The 15,512-nt window shown below is 69.9% G+C and carries 16 protein-coding genes and 1 pseudogene; 7 read left to right on the plus strand and 10 right to left on the minus strand.

The window, feature by feature from the left end; genetic code table 11:
* Positions 1-5: 5 nt before the first annotated feature.
* Complete coding sequence (locus AB0I69_RS10090) at positions 6-1,124, minus strand: winged helix DNA-binding domain-containing protein (protein ID WP_363095131.1); 1,119 nt, start codon at positions 1,122-1,124, stop codon at positions 6-8.
* A gap of 152 nt (positions 1,125-1,276) precedes the next feature.
* Here AB0I69_RS10090 and AB0I69_RS10095 point away from each other — a divergent pair, with 152 nt between their 5' ends.
* Together AB0I69_RS10095 and AB0I69_RS10100 are read left to right on the plus strand one after the other, a co-directional pair.
* Positions 1,277-2,455, plus strand: coding sequence for a magnesium and cobalt transport protein CorA (locus AB0I69_RS10095; RefSeq protein WP_363095132.1), 1,179 nt, complete (start codon positions 1,277-1,279; stop codon positions 2,453-2,455).
* Between the two features lie 98 nt (positions 2,456-2,553).
* A pseudogene (locus AB0I69_RS10100) lies at positions 2,554-2,712 on the plus strand (fibronectin type III-like domain-contianing protein); the annotation flags it as partial.
* A gap of 36 nt (positions 2,713-2,748) precedes the next feature.
* Here the strand turns inward: AB0I69_RS10100 and AB0I69_RS10105 are convergent.
* The 3 genes from AB0I69_RS10105 to AB0I69_RS10115 are packed head-to-tail and all read right to left on the minus strand — an operon-like array spanning position 2,749 to position 5,698.
* Positions 2,749-3,600, minus strand: a complete 852-nt coding sequence (locus AB0I69_RS10105) for an aldo/keto reductase (RefSeq protein ID WP_363095133.1) — start codon at positions 3,598-3,600, stop codon at positions 2,749-2,751.
* A 38-nt stretch (positions 3,601-3,638) separates the two neighbouring features.
* Positions 3,639-4,667, minus strand: coding sequence for an alcohol dehydrogenase catalytic domain-containing protein (locus tag AB0I69_RS10110; protein WP_363095134.1), 1,029 nt, complete (start codon positions 4,665-4,667; stop codon positions 3,639-3,641).
* 53 nt (positions 4,668-4,720) lie between these two features.
* Positions 4,721-5,698, minus strand: coding sequence for an aldo/keto reductase (locus tag AB0I69_RS10115; protein ID WP_363095567.1), 978 nt, complete (start codon positions 5,696-5,698; stop codon positions 4,721-4,723).
* A 207-nt stretch (positions 5,699-5,905) separates the two neighbouring features.
* On the opposite strand from AB0I69_RS10115, the gene AB0I69_RS10120 reads away from it, so the two are divergent.
* Complete coding sequence (locus tag AB0I69_RS10120; RefSeq protein ID WP_363095135.1) at positions 5,906-6,799, plus strand: helix-turn-helix transcriptional regulator; 894 nt, start codon at positions 5,906-5,908, stop codon at positions 6,797-6,799.
* 31 nt (positions 6,800-6,830) lie between these two features.
* Here the strand turns inward: AB0I69_RS10120 and AB0I69_RS10125 are convergent, their stop codons facing one another.
* Entirely contained in the window at positions 6,831-7,229 is a 399-nt protein-coding gene (locus AB0I69_RS10125; RefSeq protein ID WP_363095136.1) for a helix-turn-helix domain-containing protein, read from the minus strand.
* An 86-nt stretch (positions 7,230-7,315) separates the two neighbouring features.
* Here AB0I69_RS10125 and AB0I69_RS10130 point away from each other — a divergent pair, with 86 nt between their 5' ends.
* A complete protein-coding gene (locus AB0I69_RS10130; protein WP_363095568.1) occupies positions 7,316-8,245 on the plus strand; it encodes an NADP-dependent oxidoreductase in 930 nt (309 codons plus the stop codon).
* 107 nt (positions 8,246-8,352) lie between these two features.
* On the opposite strand, the gene AB0I69_RS10135 is transcribed toward AB0I69_RS10130, so the two are convergent.
* Complete coding sequence (locus AB0I69_RS10135) at positions 8,353-8,676, minus strand: putative quinol monooxygenase (protein WP_363095137.1); 324 nt, start codon at positions 8,674-8,676, stop codon at positions 8,353-8,355.
* A 146-nt stretch (positions 8,677-8,822) separates the two neighbouring features.
* Between AB0I69_RS10135 and AB0I69_RS10140 the strand changes: the two genes are divergently transcribed.
* From AB0I69_RS10140 to AB0I69_RS10150, 3 genes are all read left to right on the plus strand, one after another.
* On the plus strand, positions 8,823-9,656 hold the full coding sequence (locus AB0I69_RS10140; protein ID WP_363095138.1) for a helix-turn-helix transcriptional regulator: 834 nt from the start codon (positions 8,823-8,825) through the stop codon (positions 9,654-9,656).
* 118 nt (positions 9,657-9,774) lie between these two features.
* A complete protein-coding gene (locus tag AB0I69_RS10145) occupies positions 9,775-10,467 on the plus strand; it encodes an SDR family NAD(P)-dependent oxidoreductase (RefSeq protein WP_363095139.1) in 693 nt (230 codons plus the stop codon).
* Between the two features lie 402 nt (positions 10,468-10,869).
* Positions 10,870-11,703 (plus strand): PIG-L family deacetylase, encoded by an 834-nt coding sequence (locus AB0I69_RS10150; RefSeq protein ID WP_363095140.1) that lies wholly within the window; start codon positions 10,870-10,872, stop codon positions 11,701-11,703.
* A 37-nt stretch (positions 11,704-11,740) separates the two neighbouring features.
* Here AB0I69_RS10150 and AB0I69_RS10155 read toward each other — a convergent pair whose 3' ends face one another.
* The 4 genes from AB0I69_RS10155 to AB0I69_RS10170 form a co-directional block, all read right to left on the minus strand.
* Entirely contained in the window at positions 11,741-13,009 is a 1,269-nt protein-coding gene (locus AB0I69_RS10155) for a hypothetical protein (RefSeq protein WP_363095141.1), read from the minus strand.
* Complete coding sequence (locus AB0I69_RS10160; protein ID WP_363095142.1) at positions 13,006-14,262, minus strand: glycosyltransferase; 1,257 nt, start codon at positions 14,260-14,262, stop codon at positions 13,006-13,008. The genes AB0I69_RS10155 and AB0I69_RS10160 overlap by 4 nt, the downstream gene beginning before the upstream one ends.
* A 117-nt stretch (positions 14,263-14,379) precedes the next feature.
* Entirely contained in the window at positions 14,380-14,934 is a 555-nt protein-coding gene (locus AB0I69_RS10165) for a hypothetical protein (RefSeq protein WP_363095143.1), read from the minus strand.
* 9 nt (positions 14,935-14,943) lie between these two features.
* Complete coding sequence (locus AB0I69_RS10170; protein WP_363095144.1) at positions 14,944-15,450, minus strand: SigE family RNA polymerase sigma factor; 507 nt, start codon at positions 15,448-15,450, stop codon at positions 14,944-14,946.
* Positions 15,451-15,512 lie beyond the last annotated feature (62 nt).

Genomic DNA, 15,512 nt, shown 5'->3' on the forward strand with positions numbered 1-15,512 from the left:
CGGATCTACGGCACAACAGTGCCGAAGCGGATGTCGTACGACGTCCCCTTGTGCATGGTGTCGAGCATCAGCGCTCCCTCTGCGACCACTTCGCCCCGCTGGGCCTTGGTCAGCGTGCCGAAGGGTTCGATGACGAGGTCCTGACCGTCGATTTTCCAGACACCGGCGAGGAACCCGTCGACGAGGAGCGTGCGGTGGGCGAGGTTGCCCTGCCAGGCGCGGCCCCGGTACTCGGGCGGTACGACCCGGGCGCGGTCGGCGTGCGAGAGGAGCAGGTTGTCGAACTCCGGCAGGAAACGCGGCGGGGCCGGGGTGTCGGCGGCGGGGCGGGACGCGTCCGGGAGGTCGAAGAGTTCGACGCCGTTCGGGTCGTAGAAGCTGACGAGCCGCGGACGCAGCCGCTCGAAGGCCTCGCGCAGCCGGGTCAGACCGGCCCACATCTGCATGTCCTTGACGGAGGCCGGGCCGAAGGCGCCGAGATAGCGCAGCACGGTCTGGTCCGGCGTGGGCACGGGCTCGGCGGGGCGCCCCAGCCAGTGCTCGGCGGTGGTGAGCGCGACCTGACCACTCCTCCCCCACAGCCCGCGCGGGGTGACCTGGACGAGCGGCAGCTTGCAACGGGCGGCGATGGCGAGGGCCTGCGGATCGGCGTCGGGCCACTCGACGAGCAGCGCCTCGCGCAACTCCTTCATGGTGCGCGGCTCGGCATCGACGAGTTCCCGGGCGAGTACGGCGAGCCGGTCGAGATCGACCCCGCCGAGCCCCTTGCGGAAATTGCCGAGCTCACGATCACGGGCGGCCTGCACCAACGGGCGCAGGGTGAGGCAGTCGGCGGCAGTGTGAGTGTGGATGGTGGAACGCATGGTGACGATCCGGACGACCTCCCGCTCGGCCATCAACCCGGACAGCTCCTCCGGCGTGAACCCGTCGAGGCGGGCGGCGAGCGCGTAGTACGGCGGCTTGACGTTCTGGGCCTGGAGGCCGAGCAGATGCTCGACAGCGGCGCGGGCGGAGAGGGGCGAGCGGCGCAGGAGGAGCTGCCGGTCGAGGGTGGCGCGGTTGAGGGCGCGGATGTCGAGTACGGGGCCGCCGGGGGTTGCCGCCTGCGTCGCCTTGGTCGTCATGCTCCGCACGCTAGCGGCGGTTGCGGACACCTTCGGTCCGCAACTCTCACCGAATCCCGGACCTGGTTCACACGCCCAGGTCGTTTGCCCCCGTATATCCTGCTCATGCTCCGTGATCACGCAGACGTAGATCCGACCGAGAGGCAGCCGCGATGCCCCAGCGACGCGCCCGCCCCACCTCGAAGAACGGCAGCAACGGCAGGAACGGCAGGACGTCCGGCTGGCGCCGCACGCCGGCCCCGCCCCCGCCGCCCGCACCGAAGCCCTCCGCATCGGCCGCAGACACACCGCCCTCGGAACCCTCCGACGCGGGCAGCGTCGTCCAGGCCGCCCTGTACCGCGACGGCGTACGCGTCTCGGCACCGGACACCCTCGCCGACACCTTCCGCGAACTGCGCGACCAGCCGTCCGGCATGGCCTGGATCGGCCTCGCCCGCCCCACCGAGAGCGAACTCCTCTCCCTGGCAGCGGAGTTCGACCTCCACCCGCTGGCCGTCGAGGACGCGATGGAGGCCCACCAGCGCCCGAAACTGGAGCGCTACGGCGAGACGCTGTTCGTAGTCCTGAGCGCCGCCCGCTACTTGGACACGACGGAGGAGGTCGACTTCGGCGAGCTGCACGTCTTCGTCGGCCCGGACTTCGTGATCACGGTCCGGCACGGCGCGGCCCCCGACCTGTCGGCGGTCCGCCAACGCATGGAGGAATCACCGGAGTTGCTGAAACTCGGCCCCGAGGCCGTGCTGTACGCCATCCTCGACGCGGTCGTCGACGGCTACGCACCCGTCGTCGCCGGCGTCCAGATCGACATCGACGAGATCGAGACGGAGGTCTTCCGCAGCGAACCGCAGGTCTCCCGCCGTATCTACGAACTCTCCCGAGAAATGGTCGAGTTCCAGCGCGCCACCCGCCCCCTGGTGGGCATGCTGCACAGCCTGATGGCCGGCTTCGCGAAGTACGGCACCGACGAGGAACTCCAGCGCTACCTCCGCGACGTCGCCGACCACGTCACCCACACCAGCGAACGAGTCGACGGCTTCCGCCAGGCCCTCACGGACATCCTCACGGTGAACGCGACCCTGGTCACGCAGCAACAGAACGCGGAGATGCGGGCGTTGGCTGAGGCGGGGTTCGAGCAGAACGAGGAGATCAAGAAGATTTCTTCTTGGGCGGCGATTTTGTTCGCGCCGACGTTGGTGGGGACGATCTATGGGATGAACTTCGAACGGATGCCGGAGTTGCACTGGGTGCTCGGGTATCCGTTCGCGATCATCCTGATGGCGGTTGTATGCACCAGTTTGTACGTCATCTTCAAGCGGAAAGGCTGGCTCTGAGCAGTCCATGGTGATGGTCGGGCTCGAATGGCCGAGCCAGCGGGCCGGAGCGACGACGAACTCGCCCGCCTTCTTCCGCATGGGAATGGCGAGCGAGAATCTCCACCGGCGAGCGGGCGGGCGACGAGGTCGTCCAGCTCTACCTCCACGATCCAGTGGCGAGCATCGTCCAACCGGTACGCCGACTGCGCGACTTCCGCAGGGTGAACCTGGCCCCGGGCAGGGGCATCACCGTCCGCTTCCGCCTCGACGCCGACGACCCCCTGGATGGCCCCCTGGACGGAGGACGCGAGTCAGGCGTCCAGACGTCGCTTGGCCAGCCAGGCGACGATCTCGGGGTCGTGATGGTCGAAGAACAGCGAGGCACCGGTGTCGAGCGTGCCGATCTGAGTCATCTGCTCGTCGGTGAGCTGGAAGTCGAAGATGTCGATGTTCTCCGCCATGCGCTCGGCTCGCACGGACTTGGGGATGGCGATGACGCCGCGCTGGGTCAGCCAGCGCAGGACGACCTGCGCGACGGACTTGCCGTGTTCGGTGCCGATCCTGGCCAGCAGCGGGTTGGTGAAGAGGTCGTTCTTTCCTTCGGCGAAGCCGCCCCAGGACTGGATCCGCACGCCGTGCTCGCGCATGAGGTCCTGGTAGTCGGCGCGCTGGAAGAACGGGTGGGTCTCGACCTGGTTGACCTGGGGGGTGATCTCGTTGTTGACGATCAGGTCCAGGAGGCGGTCCGGGTAGAAGTTGGCGACGCCGATCGCCTTCGTGAGGCCCTCGCGGTTGAGGGCTTCCATGGCGCGCCACTGGCCGTAGACGTCGCCGAAGGGCTGGTGCATCAGGTACAGGTCGAGATGGTCCAGGCCCAGCTTGGTCAACGACGTCTCGAAGGCACGCCTGGTGTTGTCCTCGGCCGGAGCGTCCTGGACCCACAGTTTGGTGGTGACGAACAGGTCCTCGCGCGGGACGCCGCCGGCCTTGATCGCACGGCCTACGGCTTCTTCGTTGCCGTAGGCGGCGGCCGTGTCGAGGAGCCGGTAGCCGGCGGCCAGCGCGTCGGAGACGGCGCGCTCGGTGTCCTCGGCGGGGATCTGGTAGACGCCGAAGCCGAGGATCGGCATCTCGACGCCGTTGTTCAGGGTCACGTACTGCATGGGGGGAAGTCCTTTGCTGTGCGGGCGCGTTCGCGGGGTCAGGGGGTGATGAGGGCCTTGAGGACCTGGCGGTCGGCCATTGCCCGATAGGCCTCGGGTGCCTGGTCGAGGGGGAAGGTCCGGTCGAAGACGCGGCCGGGGGCGATGGTGCCGTCGAGGACGTCCGGCAGCAGCTGCCCGATGTAGGCGCGTGCGGGGCTCGCCCCGCCGGTCAGGGTGATGTTGCGCATGAACTCGGCCGGGCCGATCGGCCCCTGTTCGTACTGGGGGACGCCCAGGCGGCTGATGGTGCCGCCGTCCAGGACCGCGCCGAGGGCGGTGTCGAGTGCCTGGCGGGTGCCGACGGCCTCGATGACCTTGTCCACGCCGCCGGTCAGCTCGCGGATGCGGGCGATGCCTTCCTCGCCGCGCTCGGCGACCACGTCGGTGGCGCCGAACTCGCGGCCCAGAGCGGTACGGGCTTCGTGGCGGCCGGCGAGCACGATCCGTTCGGCCCCGAGCCGCTTCGCGGCGATCACCGCGCACAGGCCGACCGCGCCATCACCGACGACCAGCACCGCGTCGCCGCGTCCGACACGTGCGGTGACGGCACCGTGATGGCCGGTGGTCATCACGTCCGACAGCGCCAGCAGCGACGGCAGCAGCGCGGAGTCGGCGGCCACCGGCAGCTTCACCAGCGTGCCGTCGGCGTACGGGACGCGAACCGCTTCGCCCTGCCCGCCGTCCACGCCGTCGAATCCGTAGCGGCCACCGTTGCGGCACGAGATGTACAGGCCCTTGGCGCAGTAGTCGCAGGTGTTGTCGCTGTAGGTGAACGGGGCGACGACCAGGTCACCGGCCTTCAGGCCGGTCACGTCCGCGCCGGTCTCCTCTACGACGCCGAGGAACTCGTGTCCCATGGGACGGCCGGGGTCGGTAGCGGGCATCGACCGGTAGGGCCACAGGTCGCTGCCGCACACACAGGCCGCGACGACACGGACCACGGCGTCGGCGGGCCGCACGATCTTCGGGTCGGGCCGGTCCTCGACACGGACGTCTCCGGCTCCGTACATCAAGGCTGCACGCATGAGAGGCACTGCTCCAAACGGGGGAATGCGGGGGGGCCGGGGGGTGCGGAAGGTCAGCGTTCGAGCAGGCGCGCCTGGGCCTCGGTGTGGGTGTCACCGGCGGCGGGCGGCAGGCTGCTGAGCTGGTCGAGCTGGTGGGCGGTCAGGGTGACGGCATCGGCGGCGGTGTTCTCCTCGACCCGGGTGACGCGCTTGGTGCCGGGGATGGGGGCGATGTCGTCGCCCTGGGCGAGCAGCCAGGCCAGGGCGACCTGCGCCGGGGTGGCGCCGACCTCGTCGGCCAGGGCCTTGACCTCGTCGGCGAGCGCCAGGTTGCGCCGGAAGTTCTCGCCCGTGAAGCGCGGGTTGTCGCGCCTGAAGTCGTCCTTGTCGAACTGGTCGGCGGAGCGGACCGTGCCCGTGAGGAAGCCGCGGCCGAGCGGGGAGAACGGCACCAGGCCGATGTTCAGCTCCCGCAGCACGGGCAGGACGCGCTCCTCGATGCCGCGGGTCCACAGGGAGTACTCGGACTGCACCGCGGTGACCGGCTGGACGGCGTGCGCGCGCCGGATGGTGTCCGGGCCGGCCTCCGAAAGACCGAAGGCGCGCACCTTGCCCTCGGCGATCAGCTCGCCGACTGCTCCGGCGGTCTCCTCGATCGGCGTGTTCGGGTCGACCCGGTGCTGGTAGTAGAGGTCGATGTGGTCGGTGCCCAGCCGCTTCAGGGAACCCTCGACGGCGGTACGGATGTTCGCCGCGCCGGAGTCCGGGTTCCAGGCGCCTCCTCCGCCGTGGGAGACCATGCCGAACTTGGTGGCCAGCACCACCTGGTCCCGGCGCCCCTTGAGCGCTCGCCCGACGAGTTGCTCGTTGGTGTAGGGGCCGTAGATCTCGGCGGTGTCGATGAGCGTGACGCCCAGCTCCAGCGCGCGGTGCACGGTCCTGATCGACTCCGCGTCGTCGGTGCCGGAGCCCGTGTAGCCGTGGGACATCCCCATCGCGCCCAGGCCGATCCGGGAAACCTCCAGGTCACGCAGCTTGATGTACCGCATCTCGCCCTCTTCCGATCCGTCGTGTTGCCCGGTCTCCCACTCTCGCCCGGCCCGGCAGGTCGTGCCGGTCGGCGGTGCGGGGGCGAGCGTCTTCCTCATTCACCTTGGCCGGGATTGCCGCGGTGTGGCAGGGCGGGATCTTCAGGGGTAACGACAGGGCCCCCCTCCCGCCCGCGCGGCGGGTGCCCGGCGGGTGAGACTGGAGTCATGGCATCCGAGAGCGCGCACAGCGAGGGCGCCGAGCTGGGCCGCTACCTGCGCGCCCGCCGCACCCAGACCAGCCCCGAACACGTCGGCCTCACCGTCGGCGCCGGCATCCGCCGCACCCCCGGCCTGCGCCGCGAGGAGCTGGCCACCCTCTCGGGCATCAGCATCGACTACTACGTACGCCTGGAACGCGGCAAGGAGACCCGACCCAGCCCCGCCGTCCTCGACGCGCTCGCCCGCGCCCTGCACATGGACGACCAGGAGCACCAGCACCTGCGCGAGCTCGCCGCGCGCGCCGCCCGCTACGTCTCCGGACCCCCGCCCGCGCCCAGCCGAACCGTGCGCCCCCACCTCAAGCTGCTGCTCGACTCGCTGCGCCCGAATCCGGCGTACGTCATCAGCCGCAGCATGGACATGCTGGCCTGGAACCCCGGCGGCCTGGCCTTGTACGCGGGCCTGGAGGACTGGCCGGCCAAGCAGCGCAACCTTGCCCGGTACCTGTTCCTGCATCCCGCGGCCCGTGATCTGTTCGCCGACTGGGACCGGCAGATCACCGCATGCGTCGCCCGCCTGCGTGCCGTCGCCGGCACCGCTCCCGACGCCCCCGACCTCACCAACCTCGTCGGCGAACTCCTCCTCAAGAGCCCCGACTTCGCGGGCCTGTGGGAGCGCTACGAAGTGACCGGACGCAAACCCGCCCACAAGACGTTCCAGCACCCGCAGGTGGGAACGGTCACCCTCACCTCGCAGTCACTGCATGTCGAAGGCACCCCCGGCCAGCGCATCGGCGTCTACACCGCCGAACCCGGCACCCCGGATCACGATGCCCTGCTCCTGCTCGATTCGTATCGGAATCTCACGGCTGGTGTCGGAGGGAAGCCGGATCCGACGTAGCGCCGAGACATGCAGCTCGCAGGCCGGGGCCTCAGTCGCGAGGGACAACCGGCCCGGGATCGCCGTCGGCGTCGGCGTCAACGTCGAGCGCATCGAGCACCGCGTCGCCGTTCGCCCTCGCCCACTCGGTCAGCATGTGGATCGGATCGATCAACGTCGCCCCGAGCGGGGTGAGTTCGTACTCGACGCGGGGCGGCACCTCGGCGTAGGCGTGGCGGCGGATGAGTCCGTGTGCCTGGAGCCGTCGGAGCGTCTGGGTGAGCACCTTGCGGGAGATGCCGCCGATCAGCTCGATCAACTCGCCATGGCGCACCGGGCCCTTGCTGAGGCCGTAGAGCACGACCGCCGTCCACTTGTCGGCGATGAGCTCGACGGTCAGACGCGCCGGGCAGTCGGCGAGGAAGGGATCGCCGGGACCGAAACCGCTCATGGCGCCTAAGGTACCTGCCGGTTCCTTTCAGAAACCTAGCCTGGGTTCTCTCCCCCCTTCCACAACACAGGAGAGTCATGCGACTCATGCGAGTCATCACCCAGCAGACGCTCGGCGGCCCCGAGGTGCTCACCGTCGTGGACGCGCCCGAGCCCCGGCCCCTCCCGACCGAGGTTCTCGTCCGCGTCAAGGCGATCGGGCTGAACCCGCTGGAGGCGCGCCTGCGGGCCGGCGAGTTCCCGCTGCTCGGCCGGCCGCCGTTCGTCCTCGGCTGGGACATCAGCGGCGTGGTCGAACAGGCGCCGGGGACATGGCGGTTCAGGCCCGGCGACGAGGTGTTCGGGATGCCGCTGTTCCCGCGGGCGGCGAGCGCGTACGCCGAGGTCGTGTCGGCGCCGGCGCTGCACCTGGCACGTAAGCCGGCGTCGCTCTCGCACGTCGAGGCGTCGGCGCTGCCGGTCGTCGGGCTGACGGCGTGGCAGGGCCTCGTCGACCTCGGCGGCGTGGGCGAGGGCGACCGGGTCCTCGTCCACGGCGGTGGTGGCGGGGTCGGTCACGTCGCGATCCAGATCGCGAAGGCGCTCGGCGCGTACGTCGTCGCGACCGCGAGCGGAAGCAAGCGGGAGTTCGTCGAGGGGTTCGGCGCCGACGAGGTGATCGACTACAGGGCGGTCGACTTCACCGAGGTGGTCCGCGACATCGACGTCGTACTCGACACGATCGGCGGCGACACCGTCGAGCGGTCGCTCGGAGTGCTCCGCCCGGGCGGTCACCTGGTGACGGCGGTCGCCGAGGAGGACGCGGAGCTCGTCGCCAGGTACGAGGCGGCCGGCATGCGCTTCAGCGGCATCGCGGTCGACCCCGATCCGGTCGCCCTGCGGGGTCTCGTCGAACTCGTCGAACAGGGCAGGCTCCGGGTCCATGTGCAGCGGACGTTCCCGTTCGACCGTGTCGCCGACGCGCACCGGCTGCTCGACGACGGTCACCTCCGGGGCAAGCTCGTCCTCACCGTCTGATCCCGACGTGGGGCATCGCGTGGGTCAGGCATCGGGTGTGTGTCGATACCGCTCGGCGTCGCAGGACGCCGAGCACGACCGCCGTCCTCCCGGTCGGCCTGGTCGACCTACCGTGCCGGGCGGAACGGTTGCAGAAAGCGGATCCCGTCCTCGATGCCGCCGTCCATCAGTTCCAGCAGTTGGGGCACCAGGTCCTGCATGCGGGGTGCGTGCAGGTGGCCTTCGAGGGCCTCGCGGCTCTCCCAGCGCTCGAAGATGACGAACGTGCCCGGTTCTCCCTCGACCTGGTGTGCCTCGTAGTCGATGTTGCCCGCGTCGTGACGTGATGCGGTGACGGCGGCTGTCATGAACGCCTTCATCGCGGCTTCCTTCCCGGATGTGGCCCGGGCTTCCCACAGCACGGTGACGTAGTGGTTCGACGTGGTGGTCATGCTTGCTCCTCCTGGCTCCGAACAGCACGGTCGTGCGCCGTTCACGACTCGACACTGAGCCCTGGGGAGCGTCGGCGGGAGCTACGGGGCTTCGTGGTACAGGGCGTACCACCCAGCGTGGCGGGGTGTGCGCGAGGATGGTGTGCATGGATCAACTCGGTGCCGCGCTGCGGGCGTGGCGGGACCGGCTGGATCCCGTGACGGTGGGCTTCGCACACGGCTCACCCCGTCGGGTCCCCGGTCTGCGGCGCGCGGAGCTGGCGACGCTGGCCGGCATCTCGGTCGAGTACGTGGTCCGGCTGGAGCAGGGACGGGTGGCGACGCCCTCGGCGCAGGTCTGCTCCGCCCTGGCTCGCGCCCTGCACCTGTCCGACGACGAGCACGCCCACCTTCTACGCATGGCCGGTCACGCGGCGGATCCGGCCCGGGTCCCGCGCATGATCCCGGGGAGCCTGTACCGGATCGTGGACCAGCTCGCCGGCAACCCGTTGGCGATCTACGACGCCACCTGGCAGTTGCTGCACTGGAATCCGCTGTTCGCGGCCACGTTCGGCGATCCCACTGTCCGCGGTGTGGGCGACCGCAACGTCCTGATCTGGCAGTTCCTGGGTGAGCTGCCCCGGGTCCGGCAGACGGCGGCCGAGCGGGCGGCGTTCGAGGAGTCCCTCGTCGCCGACCTGCGCGCGACGACGAGCCGCTACCCCGACGATCCCGACCTCGCGGCATTGGTGTCGAGGCTGGACCTCAGCCCACGGTTCCGCGAGTTGTGGAGCCGCCGGGCGGTGGGCGGTCACCAGAGTGCGCACAAACTCGTCGAGCACCCGGATGTCGGAGACATCGCCATGAACTCCGACATCCTCAACACCCAGGACACGAACCTCCGCCTCGTGGTGTACACGCCGCAGCCGGGCACCGACGCCCGCAGCAAGCTCGAACTCCTTGCGGCCATAGGGGTCCAGAGGATGTCTCCGCAGACATGAAGCCGGGTGGTACGCGCCGTACCAGGAAGTCCCGTAGCTCCCGCCGGCCCTCCCGGGAACCCAGCATGAAGTGCGTGAACAGCGCACGACCGTGCTGTCCGGACCAGGAGGAGCCAGCATGACCACCACATTCGTCACCGGGGCCAACAAGTCCCTCGGTCTTGAAACCGCTCGTCGCCTCGTCGAGGCGGGGCACACCGTCCTCCTCGGTGCCCGCGACCGTGAGCGCGGTCGGGCCGCGGCCGCCTCGCTCGGCGCCCGGTTCGTCCAGATCGACGTGACCGACGACGCCTCGGTCCAGGCGGCGGCCGAGGATGTCGCCGCGCACGAGGGAACGATCGACGTCCTGGTCAACAACGCCGGCGTCCTCGGCAAGGTCGGCGCCGTCGAGGAGTACACCGCGGCCGACATGAGCGCCGTGCTCGACGTGAACGTCGTCGGGATCGTGCGCGTCACGCACGCCTTCCTCCCGCTGCTACGCCGGTCCCCGAACCCCGTCATCGTCAACGTGTCCAGCGGGATGGGCTCCTTCGGCATGACCCAGGACCCGGCGCGGATCGAGTCGCAGTACGCCCTGCCCCTCTACTGCGCCTCGAAGGCCGCGGTCACGATGCTCACGACGCAGTACGCCAAGGAACTGAAGGACGTGAAGGTCAACGCCGCGGACCCCGGGCAGACAGCGACCGACTTCACCGGAGGCCTCGGCCACAGCGTCGTCGACGGCGCGGAGTCCATCGTGACCCTCGCGACGATCGGCCCGGACGGGCCGACGGGACAGTTCATCGACCGCTCCGGGAACCTCCCGTGGTGAACCTGCCTTCGCGAGGCCAACGGCCGGTATACCGACAGCGCCTCCGCATACGACGACGCCGCGCGGCTGTGAAGCACGATCGGCAACCGTGCCCAGGAGGCTCGTGCCTTGGTGTGCGTGGCCGGACTTGGAGTGGTAGTCATTCCAGGTGCCGGCGTGGTCCGCGCGCCCCTGCGATCGGCCGGTCCGCAGAATTGGGTGGCCCATCGACATATATCCCCTGTCCCCGACGGGAACAGCCGGTCCGGTCGACACGGTTGCAACGGCTGAGGGACCGGCGCCGCACGGTCGGGGAACACGGAGACCACAAGGTCGTCCGCCCCACCAGGATCCGGGCCCCACGACCGCTGTAAGCCCGCCGTGCACGGGGACCAAGACGTATTTCTGCAGGAGGACCTTTTCATGACTGACCGGCCCTTGACGCTCATGGCAGTACACGCCCACCCCGACGACGAGGCCACCAGCACCGGAGGGGTCCTCGCGCGGTACGCGGCGGAAGGCATCCGCACGGTTCTCGTGACCTGTACCGACGGCGCCTGCGGTGACGGACCGGGAGGTGTCAAGCCGGGCGATCCCGGACACGATCCGGCAGCCGTCGCCCTGATGCGCCGTCAGGAACTTGAGACGAGCTGTGAGGTCCTGAAGGTCAGCGATCTGGAGATGCTGGACTACGCCGACTCCGGAATGATGGGCTGGCCGAGCAACGACGCCCCCGGATCCTTCTGGCAGACCCCCGTGCAGGAAGGCGCGGCCCGGCTCGCGGACCTCATGCGGCACTACCGACCCGATGTGGTCGTCACCTACGACGAGAACGGCTTCTACGGCCACCCCGACCACATCCAGGCCCACCGCATCACGATGGCGGCGCTGGAGATGACCGCGCTGACACCGAAGGTGTACTGGACGACGATGCCCCGCTCGGGAATGCAGCGGTTCGGCGAGATCATCCGCGAGTTCCATCCGGACATGCCGGAGCCGGATCCTGCCGAGGCCGCCGAGATGGCCAAGATGGGCCTCCCCGACGATGAGATCACCACGTGGGTGGACACCATGGCGTTCAGCGGCCAGAAGTTCGACGCGCTGGCCGCGCACGCCAGTCAGGGCGACAACATCTTCTTCCTCAAGATGGGCAAGGAGAGGTTCGGCGAGCTGATGGGCATCGAGACCTTCGTACGCGTCCAGGACACCACCGGCGCGGCCGTACCCGAGAACGACCTCTTCGCCGGGCTGCGCTGATCCGAACGGCTGACGAAGCCGAGCCCTGCCCCCCTGCCTACGGGACCCCCACCTCGAACAGCACATACCCGGCGTACGACCCCGACGCCACAGCCGCGATGCCGAGCAGCAGGCACAGCGTGGGCAGGCCGAGGGTGCGCAGTTTGACGGCCAGGGGGATGAAGAGGGGGAAGCACGGGAGCAGGTAGCGGGAGACGTTGCCGAAGATCTGCTGGCTGCCCAGGACCAGGGCGATGGTAAGCACCGTGTGGACGAGCAGGACGGCGGGTGGGCGCAGTCGGATCAGGAGGGGGATCAGGAGTGCGGCCAGCAGGACGACGGCCACGCCGATGATGTCTTCGAGGGGGTACGCGAACAGGTAGTCGAAGCGGCCGACCGCCATGGAGCTGAAGACGTCGACGGTCTGTTCGCCGTAGTCGAAGCTGTGCGCCCACGCGCCGCTCTGGAGCTTGAAGTAGCCGGCCAGGTCGCCCATTTGATTGCCGACCCAGAGGAGGTAGCCGATCAGGCCGAGCGGTGCGATCGCCATCGCGGTCCAGGGGCCCGCGAGGTTCTCGCGGCGGCGGTGGAGCGTCTGCAGGGCGGCGACGGTGAGGGCGGCGATGAGCGCTACGGCCGTCGGGCGGTTGAGGCCGGCGGCGAAGGTGAGGACGCCCGCGGTGAGCCAGCGGTCGGTCATGACGGCGTGGCAGGCCCAGACGGCGAGGGCGATGTAGAGGGACTCCGAATACGCCGACCACTCCATGCCGGAGCCGGGCCAGACGGCCCACAGTCCGGCAGCGGCCAACCCTGCGCGCCTGCCCCCGAAGCGGGCGGTGACGGCGTAGATGCCGAGTGCGGCGGCGAACGAGGCGACGACCGAGACCAGCATGCCGGAGCCGTACAGGCCCAGGCCCGTGGCGTCGGAGACCAGTCGCATCGTCGCCGGGTAGAGCGGGAAGAAGGCCGCCGAGTTGCCTTCGAGGGTGATCAGTCCGGTGGCGCCGGGGACCTGGACGAGCGCGGGGTGGTAGCCGTGTGCGGCGACCTGCTGGTACCACCAGCCGTCCCAGGTGGCGAGTACGTCCCAGACGTGGGCGCCGCCGCCGAAACGCGGGTTCCTCGTCCGGAAGCCGCCGTCGGAGTCCAGCAGGTACATGAAGACGGAGAAGCCGATGAGCTTCAGCACGCCGTACAGCGCGAGCACGGGGCCGTAGTACCTGACCGTACGGCGCAGGTGTGTGCCAATGGCCTTGAAGGGAACGGTAGTTGAGGTTCTGGGCGCGGCTTCGGCGACGGGTCGGATCAGGGTCGTCGTGTCGTTCATATCGTGGTCGCCTCCGCCTCTCGGCGGCGCCCGGTGGGGAACACCCAGGCCCGAAAGAGCAGGAAGCGTAGGAGAGTCGCGGCCAGGTTGGCGGCGACCAGGATCCCGACTTCCGTGGTGCGTGCGGGAGTTGGTTTCGTGTGGTGCAGGAGTGCCAGTGAGCCGCTGGTGAGCGCCAGGCCGACCGTGAAGACCAGGAGTCCCTGGGCCTGGTGGCGCAACGCGCCGGTGCGGCCTCGTAGTCCGAAGGTGAGGCGGCGGTTCGCGGCCGTGTTGGCGAGGGCGCAGAGCAGCAGGGCCAGCGCGTTGGCGGCCTGCCCGCCCGTCTCCGGACGCAACGCCACGTACAGCAGGACGTATCCGAGCGAACTCACCGCTCCCACGGCGGCGAAGCGCAGGAGTTGGACGGCCAGGCCACCCGGGCGCGAGCCGTCGGCGGCGGCCCGGCGCAGCCCCGCCGTCGGGAGTGTGCCGCGCGCCAACTCCCGTCCTATGCGGGCGATTCCGCGTAGGTCGGCCAGTGCAGTGGCGAGGATGTCGACCCGGCTGTCGGGGTCGTCCACCCAGTCGACCGGGACCTCGTGGATGCGCAGTCCGGCCCGTTCGGCGATCACCAGCAGTTCGGTGTCGAAGAACCACCCCGAGTCCTTCACCAGGGGCAGCAGCCGCTCGGCGACATCACGCCGTACCGCCTTGAAACCGCACTGCGCGTCGGAGAAGCCGACGGCCAGGGTGGAGCGCAACAGGGCGTTGTAGCAACGGGAGATGGCCTCCCTCCTGGGGCCGCGCACCACCTGGGAACCTCGGGCCAGGCGGGTGCCGATCGCGATGTCGGAGTGGCCGGAGATCAGCGGGGCGACCAGCGGGAGGAGCGCCGCCAGGTCGGTCGACAGGTCCACGTCGACGTAGGCGAGCACGGGCGCCCGTGACCCGGACCAGGCCGCGTGCAGGGCCCGGCCCCGGCCCTTCTCGGCGAGCCGCAGCCACTCCGTCTCGGGGAGTTCGGCGGCCAGTTGGGCCGCTATGCGTGGCGTGTCATCCGTACTGGCGTTGTCCGCGACCGTGATGCGGAACGGGTACGGGAACGTCTCCAGCAGGTGTGCGTGCAGCCGCCGTACGCTCGGTTCGAGGTCCTTCTCCTCGTTGAACACGGGGACGACCACGTCGAGGACGGGCTCGCGGTGGTGTGCCGACACCGGGGTGCGGAGCGGTAGTTGACTCGTCGAAACCGTCTGGATCGTCAGCATTGCCATGTTCCGTCCTGGTCTGTGGGCTGCCGCAGGGCATGCGGGATCGCCTGCGGGCGCGATGTCGCAGCTGGACTTACGGGTTGGGGTGGTCTGAGCTGTCTAGGTGGTCTACGGGGCGGGTCAGCCGGAGCCCGTCGGGCCCCCGGACGCGGATGTCTCCGTCGCCGGCGGTGTCGTGGTCGTACTCGACGAAGTGCTGCGCCCCGATGACGAGTTGGCCGTCCCCGTGCCGGAAGGCGGCGGTGCAGTGTCGGACGTGGTCGGGTCCGAGGACGTGGTGGCCGAACTCCCGGTCGGGGTCGAGCCAGGTGTGGCGGGTGACCCGGTGGTCTGCGTGGCCGTCGGGCTGGTGGTCCCGGTCGGGGGCGTGTCCGGGGTACGGGTCGGGGTGGCGGTCGGGAGCGCCGGGCTCACGGCGGGTACGGGCAGTGGGGCCTGCGGCCTGTTGTCCACCTGGTCGTGGGGCAGCAGGAAGAAGCCGAGGCCGATTCCCGCGACGGCCAGGGCGGAGCCGACCGCCTTCTGTGCCGTGCGAACCCGGCGCCGGGCCAGCACACCGGACCGGAGACGCGTCCGGTGCCTCGGTTCGAAGGGGGTCGTTTCCTGGGTGTCGCGCATCATCCGCGCGAGCTCCCGCTCGAAGTGGTCGAACTGATCGTGGTCGAAGTGGTCCATCAACTCCCCCTATCCCACCGGCTCGATGACATCGCCGAGGATCCGGCGCAACCGCGCCACGCCCCGCGACGCATGGGACCGGGCGGTGCCGACCGGACACCCCAGCACTTCGGCGACCTGCTTGTCGGGCAGGTCCTGGTAGTAGCGCAGGACCACGGCGGCCCGTTGCGCAGGCGGCAGTTGGGCCAGCGCGGCCTCCAGCCGTGAGCGTTCCGCCACGGCGGCGGACACGTCGTCCACCTCCGCGCGGTCGGGCAGTTGCTCGACCGGGCGCTCACCCCACCAGCGCCGCCGCGCCGAACGGGCCGCCGCCCGCGCCAGGATCCTGCGCACGTAAGGCTCCGGTGCCTCCTCCGCGATCCTGGGCCAGGCGAACCACAGCTTGACCATGGCCTCCTGGAGCAGGTCCTCGGCGCGGTGCCGATCGCCTCCCACGAGCAGACAGGCCAGATGGAACAACGCCGACCAGCGTGCTGCCACGAACCCGTCGAACCCCTCGGCCCGACTCTGTTCCATCCGTACCGTCCACCGTCCCCGTTTCGGGCAAGCCCCTTACACAGAGAGAAAGGCCGTGGACC

It is taken from the genome of Streptomyces sp. NPDC050508 (genome assembly GCF_040655155.1).
Classification (GTDB): domain Bacteria; phylum Actinomycetota; class Actinomycetes; order Streptomycetales; family Streptomycetaceae; genus Streptomyces.

Coding starts and splice junctions, on each gene's coding strand:
- AB0I69_RS10090 (WP_363095131.1), bottom strand. CDS start 1,124: ATGACGACCAAGGCGACGCAGGCGGCAACCCCCGGCGGCCCCGTACTC.
- AB0I69_RS10095 (WP_363095132.1), top strand. CDS start 1,277: ATGCCCCAGCGACGCGCCCGCCCCACCTCGAAGAACGGCAGCAACGGC.
- AB0I69_RS10105 (WP_363095133.1), bottom strand. CDS start 3,600: ATGCAGTACGTGACCCTGAACAACGGCGTCGAGATGCCGATCCTCGGC.
- AB0I69_RS10110 (WP_363095134.1), bottom strand. CDS start 4,667: ATGCGTGCAGCCTTGATGTACGGAGCCGGAGACGTCCGTGTCGAGGAC.
- AB0I69_RS10115 (WP_363095567.1), bottom strand. CDS start 5,698: ATGCGGTACATCAAGCTGCGTGACCTGGAGGTTTCCCGGATCGGCCTG.
- AB0I69_RS10120 (WP_363095135.1), top strand. CDS start 5,906: ATGGCATCCGAGAGCGCGCACAGCGAGGGCGCCGAGCTGGGCCGCTAC.
- AB0I69_RS10125 (WP_363095136.1), bottom strand. CDS start 7,229: ATGAGCGGTTTCGGTCCCGGCGATCCCTTCCTCGCCGACTGCCCGGCG.
- AB0I69_RS10130 (WP_363095568.1), top strand. CDS start 7,316: ATGCGAGTCATCACCCAGCAGACGCTCGGCGGCCCCGAGGTGCTCACC.
- AB0I69_RS10135 (WP_363095137.1), bottom strand. CDS start 8,676: ATGACCACCACGTCGAACCACTACGTCACCGTGCTGTGGGAAGCCCGG.
- AB0I69_RS10140 (WP_363095138.1), top strand. CDS start 8,823: ATGGATCAACTCGGTGCCGCGCTGCGGGCGTGGCGGGACCGGCTGGAT.
- AB0I69_RS10145 (WP_363095139.1), top strand. CDS start 9,775: ATGACCACCACATTCGTCACCGGGGCCAACAAGTCCCTCGGTCTTGAA.
- AB0I69_RS10150 (WP_363095140.1), top strand. CDS start 10,870: ATGACTGACCGGCCCTTGACGCTCATGGCAGTACACGCCCACCCCGAC.
- AB0I69_RS10155 (WP_363095141.1), bottom strand. CDS start 13,009: ATGAACGACACGACGACCCTGATCCGACCCGTCGCCGAAGCCGCGCCC.
- AB0I69_RS10160 (WP_363095142.1), bottom strand. CDS start 14,262: ATGGCAATGCTGACGATCCAGACGGTTTCGACGAGTCAACTACCGCTC.
- AB0I69_RS10165 (WP_363095143.1), bottom strand. CDS start 14,934: ATGGACCACTTCGACCACGATCAGTTCGACCACTTCGAGCGGGAGCTC.
- AB0I69_RS10170 (WP_363095144.1), bottom strand. CDS start 15,450: ATGGAACAGAGTCGGGCCGAGGGGTTCGACGGGTTCGTGGCAGCACGC.